The organism is Alcaligenes nematophilus (assembly GCF_026344155.1).
Lineage (GTDB): Bacteria > Pseudomonadota > Gammaproteobacteria > Burkholderiales > Burkholderiaceae_B > Alcaligenes > Alcaligenes phenolicus.
The window spans coordinates 446,381-461,583 of record NZ_JAPKMZ010000001.1; the positions used below are offsets into that span (position 1 = coordinate 446,381).

Below are 15,203 nucleotides of genomic sequence, written 5' to 3' on the forward strand. Positions count from 1 at the left end.
AACACTTTTAAAACCTGCCGCGCCACAACCCCGCTTGATTCACTCAACCGGGGTTTTTCTTTTTTAGGATCACCCCATGACCACCGCTGAATCTCCAGCGCCGACCGCTGAGGAGGCACGCAAGCTGCGCGCCTACGTTTATATGCTTGCCAAGACCACCCAGGCGTTCGCTGACGCTGCAGGAATCGACCTCGAAGCCACAGAACTAGTGGTGGACTTAGGTCAGCCCGAGAAGGTGGCGAAATCAATCCGCTCCATCCTGGATGGTGCGCTGGCCCTCGCTGGTGAGTAGCCAGACAGATAGAGGAATCTGCCACCCCCACTGCCAGAGCAGAAGCTCTGACGTCCCAGTAGATGAAAACGGAGGCCGCATGGCCAGACAAGCCGAATTTGCCCGACCCCTGCCCCGCCTTCGACACATCGAACCGGGGCAATTTTTTACCCTTCGCCATGACCCGGAGGTGCGTGTGCTCTTGCACAAGACACGTACTCACGGTCATTTCAATAACGGATATGCATCCCTGTGCCATGAGCTGGAACGCTCTTGTGTGGTCTGGGGTGAGAACGGATGGGAGGCCAGACAGTGCCCGACTACATCGTAATCAGCGTAATGCACACATTGCGCGAGCACCGGTACATCACCCTTTGGGCGGAAGACGACAAGGGCTATCGCTGGCGTTTGTCCCGCGCTGGCCGGTACTCGAATGATCGGATCATGGCGCACCTCGATTACTACAACACAGGCAGCAATATTGCCGTGCCTGTTGCAGTTGTTGAATCCCTAGCCCGCCCAGGTAACCCAAGGGACTTCGATGGAGTGACCTTGGATATGCCGGTATCGGAGCTGCTTGCAGTGCCCAACACCAAGGACGTATGGAAAACGCTGCTTGCGAATGTGATCGCTCCTACAAAGTACAAACCCCACCCCGAGTATCCAGGGGCACGCCGACGCAAGGAGGCCGCATGAACACCCACCCACACAACCAGGCGCGGTCTACCCCGCAAGAAGCGTTCAACCTGCAACGCGCAGCACAGGTCTACGGCACACGCGCATTCATCCCGGTGACCTCCAAAGCTGCCCCCAACCCTAATTACCCCCAACTGAGGGAGAAAAAACGATGAACCAAGAGCCACTTTTCTGGTATCGCCCGCGCAGTGACGGTGGGTACGAAGGCCCACTACACAATGGCCAGATCGAGGATGTACGCAAAGCATCCGGCGCTTGGGTGCCTCTTTTCGCCGGTGCCGCCCCTGTGAGTGCGGAGCCGACCGACGACGAAATTATCGACATTGCAGTTGAGCCGCTGGGAATCGATTGCGATCGCATGCCCTACGGCATTGTCGTTTTCGCCCGTGCGCTGCTGTCTCGCTATAGTTCCGCCCCCGCTGCCACCCAGCCAGGCCTCACACAGCAAACGCTCGAGGATGTGATGGCAGGTACCCCAGCGAGAGATGCGGAGATTGAAGCGCTGCGTAAGCAAGTCGAAACGCTGCAGGCGCAGCTGGTTGACAGATCACCCGAAATGCAAAGAAAGCCGGTTGACGAATCGCCAAATTTGCAAAGTCAGCAGAAACCTGTAAGCGGTGCTGATGGGTTGACAGATGCCGCAATCGAGATGCTTGCCAAGCAGTACGACTGCCACAATGCGCCTGGGTTCAAGGGGTTCGCTCGGGCCGTAGAGGTCTTTGCCCAAACATACGGACGGCAAGAGGGATGGCAAGCCCGCGCCGCACTCGCCCAGCATGATGAACTTTCCAAGTTGACAAAATCGTCAAGTCAGCAGGACGCCGACAAGGTGGATGAGGACCCACTTCAAGGCGCAGCAGACTGGATGGTGAAAGACTGCGGCGTGAAATACATAGCTGAGCTGGCCCGACGACTGTCGATTGGCTACAACCGCGCCACCCGGTTGATGGAAGCAGCCCGTAAGGAGAATAGCAATGCTTAAACAAAAAGATATTGAAGGACTTCCGCCAGAGCTGCTGGCCCAGCTCAGTAAGAAAGCAATTACTCAGACAGAGAACCCGGTCCTTACCAGCATACGGCAGCGAAAGATCGCAAGCATCGATCAAATCATGATCGACATTTACCGATCAACTGGTCAGGTCAAGAAACGGCAGGCTGTGAGTATGGAGTTATTCAAGCTAGCCAAAGCCGGTCTGATCGCCCGCATACCTAAACGCCAAGGAGTCTACCGCATCGCAGCCAGTAAGGAGCCAGGCCAGTGACCGTCACCCTCTTCGGCATTGAGTTCAATTACCTGGTGATGCTGAGCAAGTTTCTTGACGGCTTCCTGCCAGGCATTGGGTTCATGATGGCCGTCACTCTTGCCTACTTGCTGGCGCTCTGGTTCTCACGAAAGTCTAAGTCCAAGCGCCGCAAGGTGCGTGTGAAGTTAATACGAAAGGAGGCTGCCCATGGATGACCTCACCCACCGCTTGCGCTGCAAGTATCCAATGGGACCGATCCAGGCCAATGGTGAGCCGGAATTTGGATGGCGGGACTTTAGCGGGCCTGCAGAGGGCGTGGTCCTGCCTACAGCGATCATGCTCGAAGCCGCTAACCGGATCGACCAACACCAAAGAACCCTGGCCAACATCGAGGCCTTCGTCGCCTGCGATGCGTCCGCTATCTCGTACCTGAGCCTGGGTGAGTACCGGACTGCCCTGCTCAAAATGCTACGTGAAGGAGCAAACTCATGACCACATTCAAACGCATGATCGGTGACAAAACGATCAAGCGGGCAGATGCAATGAAGATCCGCCTGGAGGACATCCACGAGGAGCCGGGATTCAATTTGCGGGATGAAACAGCGGTCGATGCCGATGGAGTCTCGTTTGACGAAAGTATCCGAGCCCTGGCCGACTTTATCGGGGCTGGAGGCACTTACCCAGCACTGGAAGTACGCCCACGTGAAGAAGGTGGAGTTTGGGTGGTTGACGGGTACCGGCGGCGACGCGCCCTGCTCCTACTCGACGCCGCAGGAAAGCTGCCCAGAACTCCAGCCCGTGATGGTGGGCCGCCAGAAGCATGGATCAGCATCGTGCCGTTTGAGGGAAGTGATGCTGAGCGCACGCTGCGTATCCTGACCAGCGTGGAGAACCGACGTCTGGGAGCCTTGGAAGTAGCACGGGGATACCGACGACTGGCGCACTTTGGCTGGACCACCACCCAGATTGCCCAGGGCGTGCACAAATCTCGCACCTACGTTGAGCAAATGCTGATGCTTGCCAACTCAAATTCAGACGTACAGCGGGCAATCAACTCGGGCCAAGTGTCAGCATCAGCAGCGGTCGGCCTGGTGCGCCAGCACGGCGAGCAAGCAGGCCAGATCATCGAACAGGCGGCTGAGCGGGCACAGGATGAAGGCAAGACGAAGGTCACACCCCGCATGTTGTCCGACCGCCCCCGCTTAACCGTGAAAGCCATCGCGCCCCCACTGCAGAAGTTTCTGCGATCTACCGTCGAATACGAACGGACTGAACAAGGCGGCACAGATTATGTGCTTGTTCCGGCCCAGGCCTTACTCGACCTGCAGGCCATTATGAATACGGAGAAAGAAGAGTGAAAGCTACTTGCGAAAAACACAGTGAAGCCCAGGTGCATCGCAGTCGCACTGGATGCGTAGCTTGCGAGATCGATGAGCTGCAGCGCCAGATCACCGGCGCTCAAATGCTCAGCACGCGCATGTGGAACTGGATGAATAACCCTGAGAATACGAAGGTTCGCACTACGGACCTGGATACAGAGCAGTTCCGCCAGCGGTTCCTGCAGGAGTTTCGGCAGGCCCGCTAATGCAAGATCGAATTTTGGAAGTCCTGGCCAGAACGGCCAAAGATTGGAATCTACCCGCCCCCGTGGCGGGTTTTTTATGGAAGAAACATGCAAACCAACAATCACACAACTGATCTGCGGGGTGCGGCCGACATTTTGAAGGTACACCCCAAGACCATGCTTGAGATCATCCAGTCTGGTGCCGTGCCAGCGGCGAAGGTCGGACGCGCCTACGTCATGCTGACACGTGACGTTCTCAACTACTTGGACCAGCTCTTGATCAAGCAGACTGCTGACCGCATGCGCGGGATCACCAAAGTGAATCAGCCAGGTCGGACCCGCGCAGGTTCGCGTACCTCATGAGCATGCGCTGGCTCTTGTGGCCAGTGATCCGCATGATCGCCGTCTCGGACAAGCGGGTTCTCTCAAACAGGCGGCTGGTAGCTTCATGGCGAAAGTCGTGGAAGTTCAAGTCCTCGATATCAGCCGCCGCAAAGACTCTCTTGAAAAGCTTTGAGAGGAAGTCACTTATTTTTGAAAGACTCGCCGCATCATGCCGCCCACCCCACCAAGGGAACAACCGATCATGATCCCATCCCTGCTCCGATCGGAACGCTAAATATCGCTCCAATGCTGACATAGCAACCGAAGACAAAGGCACCTGACGCTTATCGCCATTTTTTGTTTTCTCAAGAAACACCGTGCGTTGACCCAGATCCACCTGCACAAGCGTCAAGGTATACATCTCCCTCAATCGCATCGCTGTCTCCACCGCCAGAATAAAAATGCACTCCAAAGCTGGCGCATACGGTAGATCAGTTCTTGCTCGCGGCAGTCGGCCCTCTTGAATTACTGCCAGTATCTTTTCATACTCGCCACGCTCAAGCCGACGGTCCCGCTCTGTATCAACACGTCCACCACCAGACAGCGCAGCATCCATCTTTGTGTACTGTGCGTATCCATCCGGTAACGAGCGCAGTGGATGATCAGGGAACTGGACGTAGCCCTTTCTCATTCCCCAATCGGTACAACGCGCCAACGCCCCCACACGGGCACGGATAGTGGCTGGCGCAAGCTGCTCCACCCTTTTCATTTCTGAAATCCAATTATCTACCCAGCCGGCAGTGATCCTGGTCAACGGCCAATCGCCATGCATGCGCACAATCACGCGCAGCGATGCGGCGTCCTTTGAGGATGGGTGGGCTTCACGCTGGTACTCTCTGTCCAGCGCAGCAATGGTCAGGATGCGCCCTTCTGGCTGATGCTCTGAAGGAATGATGCCCCGATCCAACAGTGCCTCTAGCCGTTGGGCATACTCATCGCCCTCTTGCTCAGAGGCGAATGTCATATAGATCGGTTTTTCCAGCAACCCGGCTTTTTTGAATACGTATTCCCAGGTGCCGTTTGTGCGAATCCGCTTACCAGCCATTACATTTCTCCAGCACGCCATTCAGGCATAAACAGGCTTCAATGTAGGGCGTAGTAGAGTTGGTAGCAAGCCAATCTTGGTTGGTTGAGGCTACCTTAGACTACCCAAAAAGTTGGTTAAACAGGCACAAAAAAAGCACTTAGTTTTACCTAAGTGCTTGATTCGACTAGCAAAAGAAATGGTGGGTGCTGAGGGGTTCGAACCCCCGACCTACGCCTTGTAAGGGCGCCGCTCTACCAGCTGAGCTAAGCACCCATTTCTGTGATGCCGTTCTTCTTGTGAAGAAAAAGAATTATAGGACCAAAGAATTCTTTTTGCAAGTCTTTTGCGTAAATTAATTTAAAAATTAATTCACAGCGTCTTTCAGAGCCTTACCGGGACGGAACTTGGGCACGTTTGCGCCTTCGATCTCGATGGTTTCACCGGTACGTGGGTTACGACCCGAACGGGCAGCGCGTTCCGACACAGCGAAGGTGCCAAAACCAACCAGAGTAACCGTATCTTTTTCTTTCAGCGTGGTGGTCACGGCATCGATAAACGCATCCAGTGCACGACCAGCGTCAGCTTTGGACAGATCGGCTTTGGTGGAAATGAATTCGATAAGCTCGGTTTTATTCATTGAGAAAATACCCCTGAAAATTATTTTACGGGCCCCCAGCGGGAACCAGTTTGTGGCGGTCAGACTTAATAGTGACAAACGACAGGGCAAGCAAGCACTACCGTCTGTCATCGCTACCGGGCGCACAAGTGCCCCGGTTGGCTACCGCGTATTAAGCCTTCGTTTAATACCCGTGTCAAGCAAAAAAACCCCTGTAACCCGCATCATTGCTCACTGTTGATACAAGTTGCAGGACTTTCCCTATTTTGCATCGAGAAACTTAACAGGCTGCCTCAAATATGTTATTTGGGCTTTGAAACCCCAAAAAATTAGCTGGCTGATACTGCGTTTTTGAACATTTCTTCAAGCACTTACGCACGTCCATCAGCGACTCTGCGGGCCGTCGCTCGCATAAATTTCCTTATATGCCTCGCACTTAGCCCCACCCTACCTTCTTGTCTGAGAGCCAGAAGCTTCCTTTCTGCACCCCTCTCCTGAACACCAACCATGCCCATATCGAAGCGGCCTGCCCTCCTACAATTTTCTGCATTGTTTGACTGTCTTTCGGTACTTGCTACCGTCAAGGAGCGCAGCGATGCACGGCAAGGTTTATTTGGTTGGGGCGGGACCTGGCGACCCTGAACTTCTCACACTACGGGCTTTATACCTGCTGCAACATGCAGATGCGGTGGTCTATGACCGCCTGGTCAGCCGCGCCATCATGAGCTGTATCAACCCGGAGGCCACCTTGCATGACGTCGGTAAAGTGGCCGCCTGCAAGCCCAGCATGCAGGACGATATCAACAACACGCTCTTGTCGCTGAGCCGAACCCATCAACACGTTGTCCGCTTGAAAGGCGGTGATCCTTTTATTTTTGGCCGTGGAGGCGAAGAGCAGCTGTACCTGCAACAACATGGAGTCCAGGTTGAAGTTGTACCCGGGATTACAGCGGCTACAGGCTGTGCAGCTTCTCTAGGCATTCCCTTGACCCATCGCGGGCTGGCCAGCAGTGTGCGCTTTATCACCGGGCACCTGCGCGACAACCAAGGACTGGAATTGAACTGGGCCTCCTTGTCTGATCCCACCTGTACGCTGGTGTTCTACATGGCCATGGCCAATTGCAGCCATATTGCCCAAGCCTTGATTCAACATGGGCGCAGCCCGCATACGCCTATCGCCTTGGCACAAGATGCCACGCTTAAAAGCCAGCGCTGGGGCTTGGGTACTTTGCAAACACTTCCACAGCTTGCGCAAACCTTCAGTCCCCCAGCCTTGTTGATTATCGGCCAGGTGGTGCAGTTGCATCCGGACTACCCGCAACCCGCCTCAAACACGCAAAATGCCCTCGCCTGCGAACCCTCCTGGGCCGTGATGTGAAAGGTTTGCACTTCCCTTTGAAGCCCAGTGGCAGGCAGTTTCTGGCCAACATGTGGCTAGCTGTGCTGCTCTCCCTTCTTTGGCCACAACAAGCCGCTGCTGATGAAACCGCTTTGACACCGGAGCGGCAAGCCTCTTTACGAACGCTGCTTCATCAAGAATGCGGCTCATGTCATGGCTTGCTCCTGAAAGGAGGCCTGGGGCCTGCTTTAACAGCTAACGCCTTGCGAGACCAAAGCGCACAGCAGATCGCCCTGACGATCATGCAGGGGCGTCCCGGAACAGCCATGCCTGCCTGGAACCGCTTCTTGCAGCCAGCAGAAAGTCTCTGGCTGGCTCATTTTCTTCTCCATGAATCGGATGCAGCGCCATGAAAGCACTGATGACTCTAGGCCTGATTGTCGCTTTAAGCGGCTGTGCCAACCCACTACGCGGCACGAATGACCTGGGGCTGGTTGTAGAGCGTGCGACAGGCAGTGTGGCTGTCGTTGAAACCAGTCATCGTAGCCGCTTGGCGCGAATTGAAGGTTTGGGTGATCTGTCCCACGCCCATATCACCTACTCACGTGACGGGCGTTATGGCTATGTCTTTGGGCGGGACGGTGGCCTGAGCAAAGTGGACCTGCTTCAACAAGTTCTAGTCCATCGCATCATTCAGTCCGGCAATGCCATAGGTGGCGCCATCTCCCAGGATGGCAAGCTGATTGTGGTGCAAAACTACGAACCGGGTGGCATCAAGGTTTTTGATGCGGACACCCTGGCCCTGATCAGTGAAGTTCCGTCTTACTACGCCCCCAACAAACGCGCCAAAGTGGTTGGTCTGGCTGACTTACCCAATCAGCAATTCGCCTACTCCTTGTTCGAGGCAGGCGAAATCTGGCTGACCGATTTATCCGACCCCTCACGCCCCACAACACGGCGTTTTGCAGCGGGTCGTCAGCCCTACGATGCCATGGTCACCCCGGATGGGAGATACTACATTGCCGGACTGTTTGGCGAGGATGCCCTGGCCATGCTGGATTTGTGGAATCCTGAAAATGGAGTCCAAAAAATCTTGCAAGGCTATGGCCGGGGAGAGACCACCCTGCCCGTCTACAAAATGCCGCATCTACGGGGCTGGTCCTTGGCTGGCCAGGACTTGTTTTTACCGGCCATTGGACGCCATGAGGTTCTGGTCGCCAGCACCGTGAACTGGCAAGAGAAAACTCGCATTCCGGTTCATGGACAGCCCGTTTTTGTCATGGCTCAGCCCGATGGCCGTCAGGTCTGGGTGAACTTCGCTTTTCCAGACAACGACAAGGTACAGGTAATTGATGTCGCCACCCTGGAAGTGGTTCAAACCTTGGACGTAGGCAAAGCCGTTCTCCACATGGAATTCACCCCTAGGGGTGAGGCTGTCTGGATTTCAGCGCGAGACGACAACAAGGTCAGTGTGTACGACACCCACAATTTCAAGCGTCTGGACAGCCTGGATATTCAGCACCCGAGTGGAGTGTTTTTTACGCATCGGAGTGGTCGCATTGGTTTCTGATCTTTCCCCTTCTGCCTTTCAACTATTGAACGCCTGGCAACATGGCTTCCCCTTGGAACCCCGACCGTTCCGCACGCTGGGACTGCTTTTGGGGCTTAGCGAACAAGCCGTGATGGACTACCTGCAACGCTGGCAAGACCAAGGCATCATCAGCCGTATCGGGCCAGTACTGAACCCTGCCTGTATGAGCAGCACTTTGGTGGGCATGCATGTACCAGCCAGGGATCTGAACACGGTTGCGGACTGGATCAGTGCCCTGCCCGCCGTGAACCACAACTACGAGCGCGAACACGCCATCAATCTCTGGTTTGTGCTGACCTGTGCGAATGAACAAGAACGGCAGGCGGCCTTGGAGCACATCGCTGAACATACTGGCTTGTTGCCCTTGTCCTTGCCCATGATCCGGGCCTATCACATTGACCTGGGGTTTAGCCTTGTCCCACATACCAAGAGCACCAGCTCCTTGTCGCCCAGCAAGGGGCTGCCCGCATTAGGCAGTACTGAACGCAAACTGCTGGAGTGTTCTTTGCAAGGTTTGAAGATTCAAGCCGACCCCTTCAAGCCTTGGGCAGAGCAAGTACAGATCAGCGAGAAACAAGTGCTGCAACAGCTACGCGGCTTTCTGGAACAAGGCATATTCCGGCGATTTGGCGTGGTCCTGCGCCATCGAAAACTGGGCTACCAAGCCAATGCCATGTGTGTCTGGACGGTAGACAAGCATCGCATTGATGCCCTAGGCGGGGAGCTGGCCAGGCAAGACGGCATCACGCTGTGCTATCAGCGGCAGCCCTGCCCGCCACATTGGAATCACAATCTGTTTTGCATGATTCATGGCAAAAACCGTCAGGACGTACTGACACACCATGCGGAGTTGAATAATCGTTTCGACTTGGGTCAGCTCCCGCAGGAAGTGTTGTTCTCCACTCGCTGCTTCAAACAACGAGGCGCACTGCTTAGCCCGGCTCATCATGACTGATCATCACACCCCACCATTGCATGCGCCGGTTGAACTGGACAACACCGATCGCCACATTCTGAATCGCTTGCAAGATGGTTTCCCCATCTGCTCCCGCCCCTTTGCACAGTTGGCACCTGATTTTGCCTTGAGCGAGTCTGCCTTGATTGCTCGTGTCCAGCACTTGCGCCAATCCGGGATATTGACCCGCTTTGGGCCCCTCTTCCAGATCGAGGCTTTAGGCGGTGCTTACTGCCTGGTCGCTATGGCCGTACCGGAAAAACGCTGGGACAGTACCGTCATAGCCGTCAACCGCCATCCTGAAGTCGCTCACAATTACCGGCGCGCCCATGCCTTGAATATGTGGTTTGTACTGGCTACGGCGACACCGCAAGACATCGAATCCTGCCTGCAGACAATCGAAGCTGAAACCGGCCTGCCCGTCTTTGCTTTTCCCAAAGAGCAGGAATACGCCCTAAGCCTGAAACTGGAACTTTGATATGGAGCATTTGAATCCCGCCTATACCGCACTGATCCATGCCTCGCAGCGGGGTTTGGCGATAGAGCCACAGCCCTACCTAAAACTGGCGCAAGAGTTGTGTGTATCCGAAGCTTATGTCATGAAGCAGTTTCAAACCATGCTGGACCAAGGCTTGATACGGCGCATTGCAGCCATCCCCAATCACTATGCTCTGGGCTACGTAGCCAATGGCATGTGCGTCTGGAATATCACGGACGACAAGCTGGACCTAGTCGGTACATGGCTAGGCTCGCAAGCCGGAGTCAGCCACTGCTATCGTCGTCCGCGTCGTCTACCCCAGTGGCCGTACAACCTGTTCGCCATGCTGCATGGCAAGGACCATGACACGGTACGTGCCCAGGCACAGAGCATCAGCCTGCAAATATCGCAGCGCTTTCCTGGCGTCCTGCACGATCACGATATTTTGTTTTCCACGGCCATTCTTAAAAAGACCGGCCTGCGTCTACGGAGGCCTTGAGCATGTTCCGGATATCCCGTTTTGTTGCTGCCCTGCACTCTCCTGTTGCGCCGACACGCGTCAGCAAGGCCCCTGTGGTGATCTGGAATCTGATACGTCGTTGCAATCTGCATTGCAGCCACTGCTACTCTGCCTCTACCAACAAGGACTTCCCTGGCGAGCTGAGCTACGAACAAGTCTGCACTGTCATGGATGACCTGCATCAATTCGGTGTGCGCGCCCTGATCCTGTCCGGCGGCGAACCTTTGCTACGCCCAGATATTTACGACTTGGGCCGACGCGCGAAAGCATTGGGCATGTACGTAGGACTATCGTCCAACGGCACCTTGATAACTGAGCAAAATATTGATCAGATTGCCGACTGCGGCTTTGACTACGTAGGCATCTCCCTGGACGGTTTGCAGGCCCGCCATAACCGAATTCGTGGAGAGGACGGAGCCTACGCGGCCTCCTTGCACGGCTTGAGACTATGCCGTGAAAAACAGTTGAAAGTAGGCCTGCGCTTTACCCTGACTCAAGAAAATGCAGTTGATCTAAATGGCCTGCTGGCTGTGATGGAGCAGGAACAAATCGACCGCTTTTATCTCTCCCATTTGAACTATGCAGGTCGGGGTTTGGGCAACCGCGCCCTGGCCAGTCACCACGCCGTCACCCGGCAGGCTATGGAGCAGCTTTTCACAACCTGCATGGCCTATCAAAAAGCCGGCAAACCCAAGGAGTTCACCTCGGGCAACAACGATGCTGACGGTGTTTTCTTTCTGCACTGGGTGCGACGGCATTACCCCGAGCAAGCTCCCAAAATTCTGACTATGTTGCGCCAATGGGGAGGCAATTCCTCCGGCCAAGGAATTGCGAACATCGATAACCGTGGCAATGTTCATCCCGACACCATGTGGTGGCATTACAGCCTTGGAAACGTGTTGCAACGGCCTTTCTCGGAGATTTGGTCCAACGATCAAGATCCCTTGCTGACAGGCCTGCGGCAACGACCCAGGCCTGTACAGGGGCGCTGTGCTGGCTGTGCCTACCTGGATATCTGCAATGGCAATACGCGCACTCGGGCAGAAAAAAGCACAGGCAACGTGTGGGCAGAAGATCCGGGATGCTATCTCAACGATCAGGAAATCACTGTCTGAAGACTTTCCAAACGATTAGCTAGAGCTTTTTTACTCAGCCACAGTTCTGGAACTACGGCTCCCCCCCCTGCCGTCTAAAGCCTCAACACAACACTCAGCGCCCCAATAGAATCAGGTGAACTGCTGTGGGGAAACACGTACAGAATCAAGACACCACAGGCGGTGAGCACCAGGCTAAACAGACCTGAATCGAAAGGCCAAAAAAAGTGAGGCAAGCGATCTTGCCTCACTCAACAACAACAACAACAACAACAACAACAACAACAACAACAACAACAACAACAACACTTCACTTAGTTCTTCATCACACAGTTCACCTAAGCAAGCTGATAGCGCACCTAGGCCAGCTCACAGATCAAGCCTTGCTGCTGCAACAGCTCAACCAAAGGCTGTACATCCCACGATGACTTCCAGGCAATCACGATGCGCTCGCCTGGCACCCAGGACTGGCACAGGGGTGCCCAGAAATCACGATTCAACAAGGTGTCTTGCAAGACCACCCCCGCCTGATCCAAGGCCATCAAACGGGCATCACGACGTGCCTTCTCCAAAATCGCAGGCAAAATCAGTGGCAGGTACAAGACCCAATCTGCCTGGTTCAATTTGCGCAAGGCGCGCAGCGTCAGCAAGTCCACTGCCTCCAAGTCGGCGATAGGCAAAATGGTGACCTGAATATGCTGCTGAGGGGTTGCTGTCCTCAAGGCGGCATCAAAGGCTGCCAGCGCTTCCGTAGCCTTGCCTTGCGCCAGGAGATCGGGGATAGGACTATCTAGTACGTAATCAAAGAAATGACGACGGGTATGTACCTCGGGGAAAGCCTGTTTGATATCGGCTCGGCGGCGAGCCAGCAAACCGGCCAAGTCCCCTACTGACTCAGGCAGCTCGCTTTCTATCCACTCCCGAACACGCCGCGCCAGTACAGGAGCTGAACCTGCAGAGGAGACCGCAATCATCAAGGGCGAACGGTCGACCATGGCAGGGACTTGTACGGTAGACAGATGCCCATCGTCGACCACATTACAGGGCAGACGCAAGGCGTCGGCTGCCTGAGCCACGATGCGATTTATCTCGCGCCGTCCAGTTGCTGCAACAACCAGCCAGGCCTCGTGGATATGCTCGGCAACAAAGGAAGTAAACAAGCTGCTTAAAGCACCCGCCTGAGCACTGGCCCTCAACCAGGAGGTTTGCTCCGGTGCGACGACGGTGACTCGCGCGCCTGCACGCAGCAAGAGCCGAACTTTACGCTCCGCAACCGTACCGCCACCTACGACGACAACCGCCTTACCGGTCAGATTGAAGAACAAGGGAAACACATTCATTGCACGACATCCTTAAGGCGCCAGCAGACACTGGCGCCCGGTTCACACTTACTTCAGGCTGGAAAAGTAGGCAGCCAGTTCATTCACCATTTCCGGGCTGAGAGGCTCGGCCATGGGGCTCATGATGGGATCGTTGCGCTCTCGCGATTTGAACTGCTGTAGCTGCTTGACCAGATACTCCACCTTCTGCCCTGCCAGGTTGGGATACATGCCCTCCGTGCTGACACCTTCCAGCCCATGGCAGGACGCGCACAAAGGCAGCATGGACGATGCCTGAGCCGATAGTTGCGACTGCCCATGCGAGCCTTGTAAACCCACTGGTTTGTCCGCTGCCAAAGCGACACTGGAACCCAAGAGGCCCACAAGAGCCATACCCATAAAAAGCTTTTTCATGACGTTCCTTTGCTTAGAATTTTTGGGTTTCAGGCTGACCAATGGTGAGCCAACGGGTACGGGCACGCGAGAAAATGCCCGATGGGCTTTCCATCTTGTGTTCAGCTACCAGCTCCAGACTGCGGCTGTCGTAAATCTTCAAGCGATCTCCCCAGTAACCCGAACTGACGTAGAGGTAATCGCCCGTGCGGTTGTAGTTGGGGAAGAAGGCATGACCACCCACGTCCAAAGTCTTCACCACGGACAAGGTGTTTTTATCGATCAGCTGAATCCAGGAAGCGCGCTTGTCCTTGTCGATAATGTCCACCGCCACATACGGGGCATTAGGATGGGCGGCGGGGGATTCGGTGGCTCCGGCAACGGGAATCTGCTTCACCACAGAGAAGTCTTTGACATCCCAGGCAGTAACCACGGAGCCTAACTTGCAGGTGCCCATATTGGTGCCGAAGGCCAGCATGCGGCCGTTCACTTCCGTGACAGCACCCGAGCCTGCGTGGGGCTGACAGCCAGCCGGAATGTCACGTACCACCTTGTCGTCCTTCAGGTCGATGGCCACGTACTTGTTGTCGTCGTAAGAAGCCACCATGGAATAGCGACCATCCGGCGTCAGGAAGGTGTCGTGCAACATGCGGCCGACCTTGGCCAGTTTGGTGACCGGCATATCCGGCTTGTCTGGATCAATAATCCAGATCTGCCCGGCTTGGCGCAGTGTCAATGCAAACTTGTTATTGATACGACTACCAATAATCGGACCACCGGCGGATTTGATGAAATTGCCGTCCGGGTCCTCGCCCTCCAGAGCGATATATTTCACTGGTTCCAGGGTGTCGGCCTTCAGGATAACCATGCTGTTGGGTACGAAGGAACTCAGTGCCAGCCACTTGCCATCTTTGGATAAGGCAATACCCGTACCAGTCAGCCCCACCTTGGCCTGACGAACAATCTGCAAGGTGTACAAGTCGATTTTGTAGACGTGGCCATCATCACTTTTCAGGTATCCCCAGCGCTCGTGGCTGGGGCTGAATTCCATGATGTGTGGCGCGCCAACCGTGGCAATTTCACCCACCTTCTGGTTGTTCTTGCCATTGATGAAAACAGCACGAGCCTGATTGGAACCATCGCCCCGCCCATAACGCCCGCGGGCCATGATGACCATCAAGTCGTAGACGGAATCGATCTCGTAATTGGGTTTGCCGGGCAAGGTGGATTCGTCTACCAGCACTTTCACGCTGGCACGTATCTGATCCATATCCCAAGTGCGTTCCACCACGGGCTCGTTCTTGATCATCTTGGCCAACGCGCGAATGTCCTCGTCGGGCAAGCGTCCGACAAAAGGTGGCATCAAGGTATCCGGAATCCCGGTCATGATGGTGCCGCGCAAGGCAATCTCACTTTGAACCAGGCGATCACTGTGCAGGCCCGGAGCGATATACCCTCCCCGGTCGGCTGCGTGACACACCGCACAGTTTTGCTGAAACAAGTTGTCTACCCGAACTTGCTCTTCCGTCGGGGCCGCCAAAGCCGCGCTGACGGTGGTAGACAGGAAGGCCAGGGTCATCATTTTTCTATACATTCCATTACCTCCAACAATTGCCTTGCTAAAGGGCAAGACCAAACAAACTATAACGATTGTTATTTTTTACTGAGAAGGTATGGATACGGATTAAATAATGGGGATGGTTTTTTTATAT

The 15,203-nt window shown here is 55.0% G+C and carries 22 protein-coding genes and 1 tRNA gene; 17 read left to right on the forward strand and 6 right to left on the reverse strand.

The window, feature by feature from the left end; translation table 11 throughout:
• Positions 1–76: 76 nt before the first annotated feature.
• From OSH04_RS02145 to OSH04_RS19725, 10 genes are all read left to right on the forward strand, one after another.
• Complete coding sequence (locus tag OSH04_RS02145) at positions 77–292, forward strand: hypothetical protein (RefSeq protein ID WP_266107868.1); 216 nt, start codon at positions 77–79, stop codon at positions 290–292.
• 423 nt (positions 293–715) lie between these two features.
• Positions 716–967 (forward strand): hypothetical protein, encoded by a 252-nt coding sequence (locus OSH04_RS02150; protein WP_266107869.1) that lies wholly within the window; start codon positions 716–718, stop codon positions 965–967.
• Positions 964–1,122 carry a hypothetical protein gene (locus tag OSH04_RS02155; protein ID WP_155274656.1) on the forward strand — a complete coding sequence of 53 codons (159 nt, stop codon included), beginning with the start codon at positions 964–966 and terminating at the stop codon, positions 1,120–1,122. The genes OSH04_RS02150 and OSH04_RS02155 overlap by 4 nt, the downstream gene beginning before the upstream one ends.
• Positions 1,119–1,949: a hypothetical protein gene (locus OSH04_RS02160; RefSeq protein WP_266107870.1), complete on the forward strand. Its 831-nt coding sequence runs from the start codon at positions 1,119–1,121 to the stop codon at positions 1,947–1,949. Before OSH04_RS02155 ends, OSH04_RS02160 begins: the two co-directional genes overlap by 4 nt.
• Positions 1,942–2,229, forward strand: a complete 288-nt coding sequence (locus OSH04_RS02165) for a hypothetical protein (RefSeq protein ID WP_266107871.1) — start codon at positions 1,942–1,944, stop codon at positions 2,227–2,229. Before OSH04_RS02160 ends, OSH04_RS02165 begins: the two co-directional genes overlap by 8 nt.
• Entirely contained in the window at positions 2,226–2,426 is a 201-nt protein-coding gene (locus OSH04_RS02170; RefSeq protein WP_266107872.1) for a hypothetical protein, read from the forward strand. The genes OSH04_RS02165 and OSH04_RS02170 overlap by 4 nt, the downstream gene beginning before the upstream one ends.
• Positions 2,419–2,703 (forward strand): hypothetical protein, encoded by a 285-nt coding sequence (locus tag OSH04_RS02175; RefSeq protein WP_266107873.1) that lies wholly within the window; start codon positions 2,419–2,421, stop codon positions 2,701–2,703. Before OSH04_RS02170 ends, OSH04_RS02175 begins: the two co-directional genes overlap by 8 nt.
• Positions 2,700–3,569, forward strand: coding sequence for a ParB/RepB/Spo0J family partition protein (locus tag OSH04_RS02180; protein WP_266107874.1), 870 nt, complete (start codon positions 2,700–2,702; stop codon positions 3,567–3,569). The genes OSH04_RS02175 and OSH04_RS02180 overlap by 4 nt, the downstream gene beginning before the upstream one ends.
• A complete protein-coding gene (locus OSH04_RS02185) occupies positions 3,566–3,796 on the forward strand; it encodes a hypothetical protein (RefSeq protein WP_239055370.1) in 231 nt (76 codons plus the stop codon). Before OSH04_RS02180 ends, OSH04_RS02185 begins: the two co-directional genes overlap by 4 nt.
• Before the next feature lie 87 nt (positions 3,797–3,883).
• Complete coding sequence (locus OSH04_RS19725; RefSeq protein WP_035272393.1) at positions 3,884–4,138, forward strand: helix-turn-helix domain-containing protein; 255 nt, start codon at positions 3,884–3,886, stop codon at positions 4,136–4,138.
• Here OSH04_RS19725 and OSH04_RS02190 read toward each other — a convergent pair.
• The 3 genes from OSH04_RS02190 to OSH04_RS02200 all read right to left on the reverse strand — a co-directional run bounded on the left by OSH04_RS02190 (position 4,086) and on the right by OSH04_RS02200 (position 5,823).
• The gene (locus OSH04_RS02190; protein WP_266107875.1) at positions 4,086–5,204 is read right to left on the reverse strand and encodes a site-specific integrase; all 1,119 of its coding nucleotides are present in this window, start codon (positions 5,202–5,204) and stop codon (positions 4,086–4,088) included. The two genes, OSH04_RS19725 and OSH04_RS02190, sit on opposite strands and share 53 nt — an antisense overlap.
• Before the next feature lie 179 nt (positions 5,205–5,383).
• Positions 5,384–5,459 (reverse strand) — tRNA-Val (locus tag OSH04_RS02195).
• A gap of 91 nt (positions 5,460–5,550) precedes the next feature.
• The gene (locus OSH04_RS02200) at positions 5,551–5,823 is read right to left on the reverse strand and encodes an HU family DNA-binding protein (protein ID WP_003799450.1); all 273 of its coding nucleotides are present in this window, start codon (positions 5,821–5,823) and stop codon (positions 5,551–5,553) included.
• A 574-nt stretch (positions 5,824–6,397) separates the two neighbouring features.
• Between OSH04_RS02200 and cobA the strand changes: the two genes are divergently transcribed.
• Genes cobA through nirJ form a run of 7 tightly spaced genes read left to right on the forward strand, consistent with a single transcriptional unit; the run spans position 6,398 to position 11,800 of the window.
• A complete protein-coding gene (gene cobA / locus OSH04_RS02205) occupies positions 6,398–7,180 on the forward strand; it encodes a uroporphyrinogen-III C-methyltransferase (RefSeq protein ID WP_137430256.1) in 783 nt (260 codons plus the stop codon).
• 50 nt (positions 7,181–7,230) lie between these two features.
• Positions 7,231–7,554: a c-type cytochrome gene (locus OSH04_RS02210; RefSeq protein ID WP_238441784.1), complete on the forward strand. Its 324-nt coding sequence runs from the start codon at positions 7,231–7,233 to the stop codon at positions 7,552–7,554.
• Positions 7,551–8,711: a cytochrome D1 domain-containing protein gene (locus tag OSH04_RS02215; RefSeq protein ID WP_266107876.1), complete on the forward strand. Its 1,161-nt coding sequence runs from the start codon at positions 7,551–7,553 to the stop codon at positions 8,709–8,711. The genes OSH04_RS02210 and OSH04_RS02215 overlap by 4 nt, the downstream gene beginning before the upstream one ends.
• A complete protein-coding gene (gene ahbB, locus OSH04_RS02220) occupies positions 8,692–9,687 on the forward strand; it encodes a siroheme decarboxylase subunit beta (protein WP_266107877.1) in 996 nt (331 codons plus the stop codon). Before OSH04_RS02215 ends, ahbB (OSH04_RS02220) begins: the two co-directional genes overlap by 20 nt.
• Positions 9,680–10,165: an Lrp/AsnC family transcriptional regulator gene (locus OSH04_RS02225; RefSeq protein ID WP_035272387.1), complete on the forward strand. Its 486-nt coding sequence runs from the start codon at positions 9,680–9,682 to the stop codon at positions 10,163–10,165. The genes ahbB (OSH04_RS02220) and OSH04_RS02225 overlap by 8 nt, the downstream gene beginning before the upstream one ends.
• Before the next feature lies 1 nt (position 10,166).
• A complete protein-coding gene (gene ahbB, locus OSH04_RS02230) occupies positions 10,167–10,664 on the forward strand; it encodes a siroheme decarboxylase subunit beta (RefSeq protein ID WP_266107878.1) in 498 nt (165 codons plus the stop codon).
• Positions 10,665–10,666: 2 nt separating this feature from the next.
• Positions 10,667–11,800 (forward strand): heme d1 biosynthesis radical SAM protein NirJ, encoded by a 1,134-nt coding sequence (nirJ, locus tag OSH04_RS02235; protein ID WP_266107879.1) that lies wholly within the window; start codon positions 10,667–10,669, stop codon positions 11,798–11,800.
• A gap of 338 nt (positions 11,801–12,138) precedes the next feature.
• Here the strand turns inward: nirJ and OSH04_RS02240 are convergent, their stop codons facing one another.
• Genes OSH04_RS02240 through OSH04_RS02250 form a run of 3 tightly spaced genes read right to left on the reverse strand, consistent with a single transcriptional unit; the run spans position 12,139 to position 15,085 of the window.
• On the reverse strand, positions 12,139–13,119 hold the full coding sequence (locus tag OSH04_RS02240) for a precorrin-2 dehydrogenase/sirohydrochlorin ferrochelatase family protein (protein ID WP_266107880.1): 981 nt from the start codon (positions 13,117–13,119) through the stop codon (positions 12,139–12,141).
• Between the two features lie 48 nt (positions 13,120–13,167).
• The gene (locus OSH04_RS02245) at positions 13,168–13,512 is read right to left on the reverse strand and encodes a c-type cytochrome (protein WP_026483439.1); all 345 of its coding nucleotides are present in this window, start codon (positions 13,510–13,512) and stop codon (positions 13,168–13,170) included.
• Between the two features lie 13 nt (positions 13,513–13,525).
• Complete coding sequence (locus OSH04_RS02250; protein WP_235332508.1) at positions 13,526–15,085, reverse strand: nitrite reductase; 1,560 nt, start codon at positions 15,083–15,085, stop codon at positions 13,526–13,528.
• Positions 15,086–15,203 lie beyond the last annotated feature (118 nt).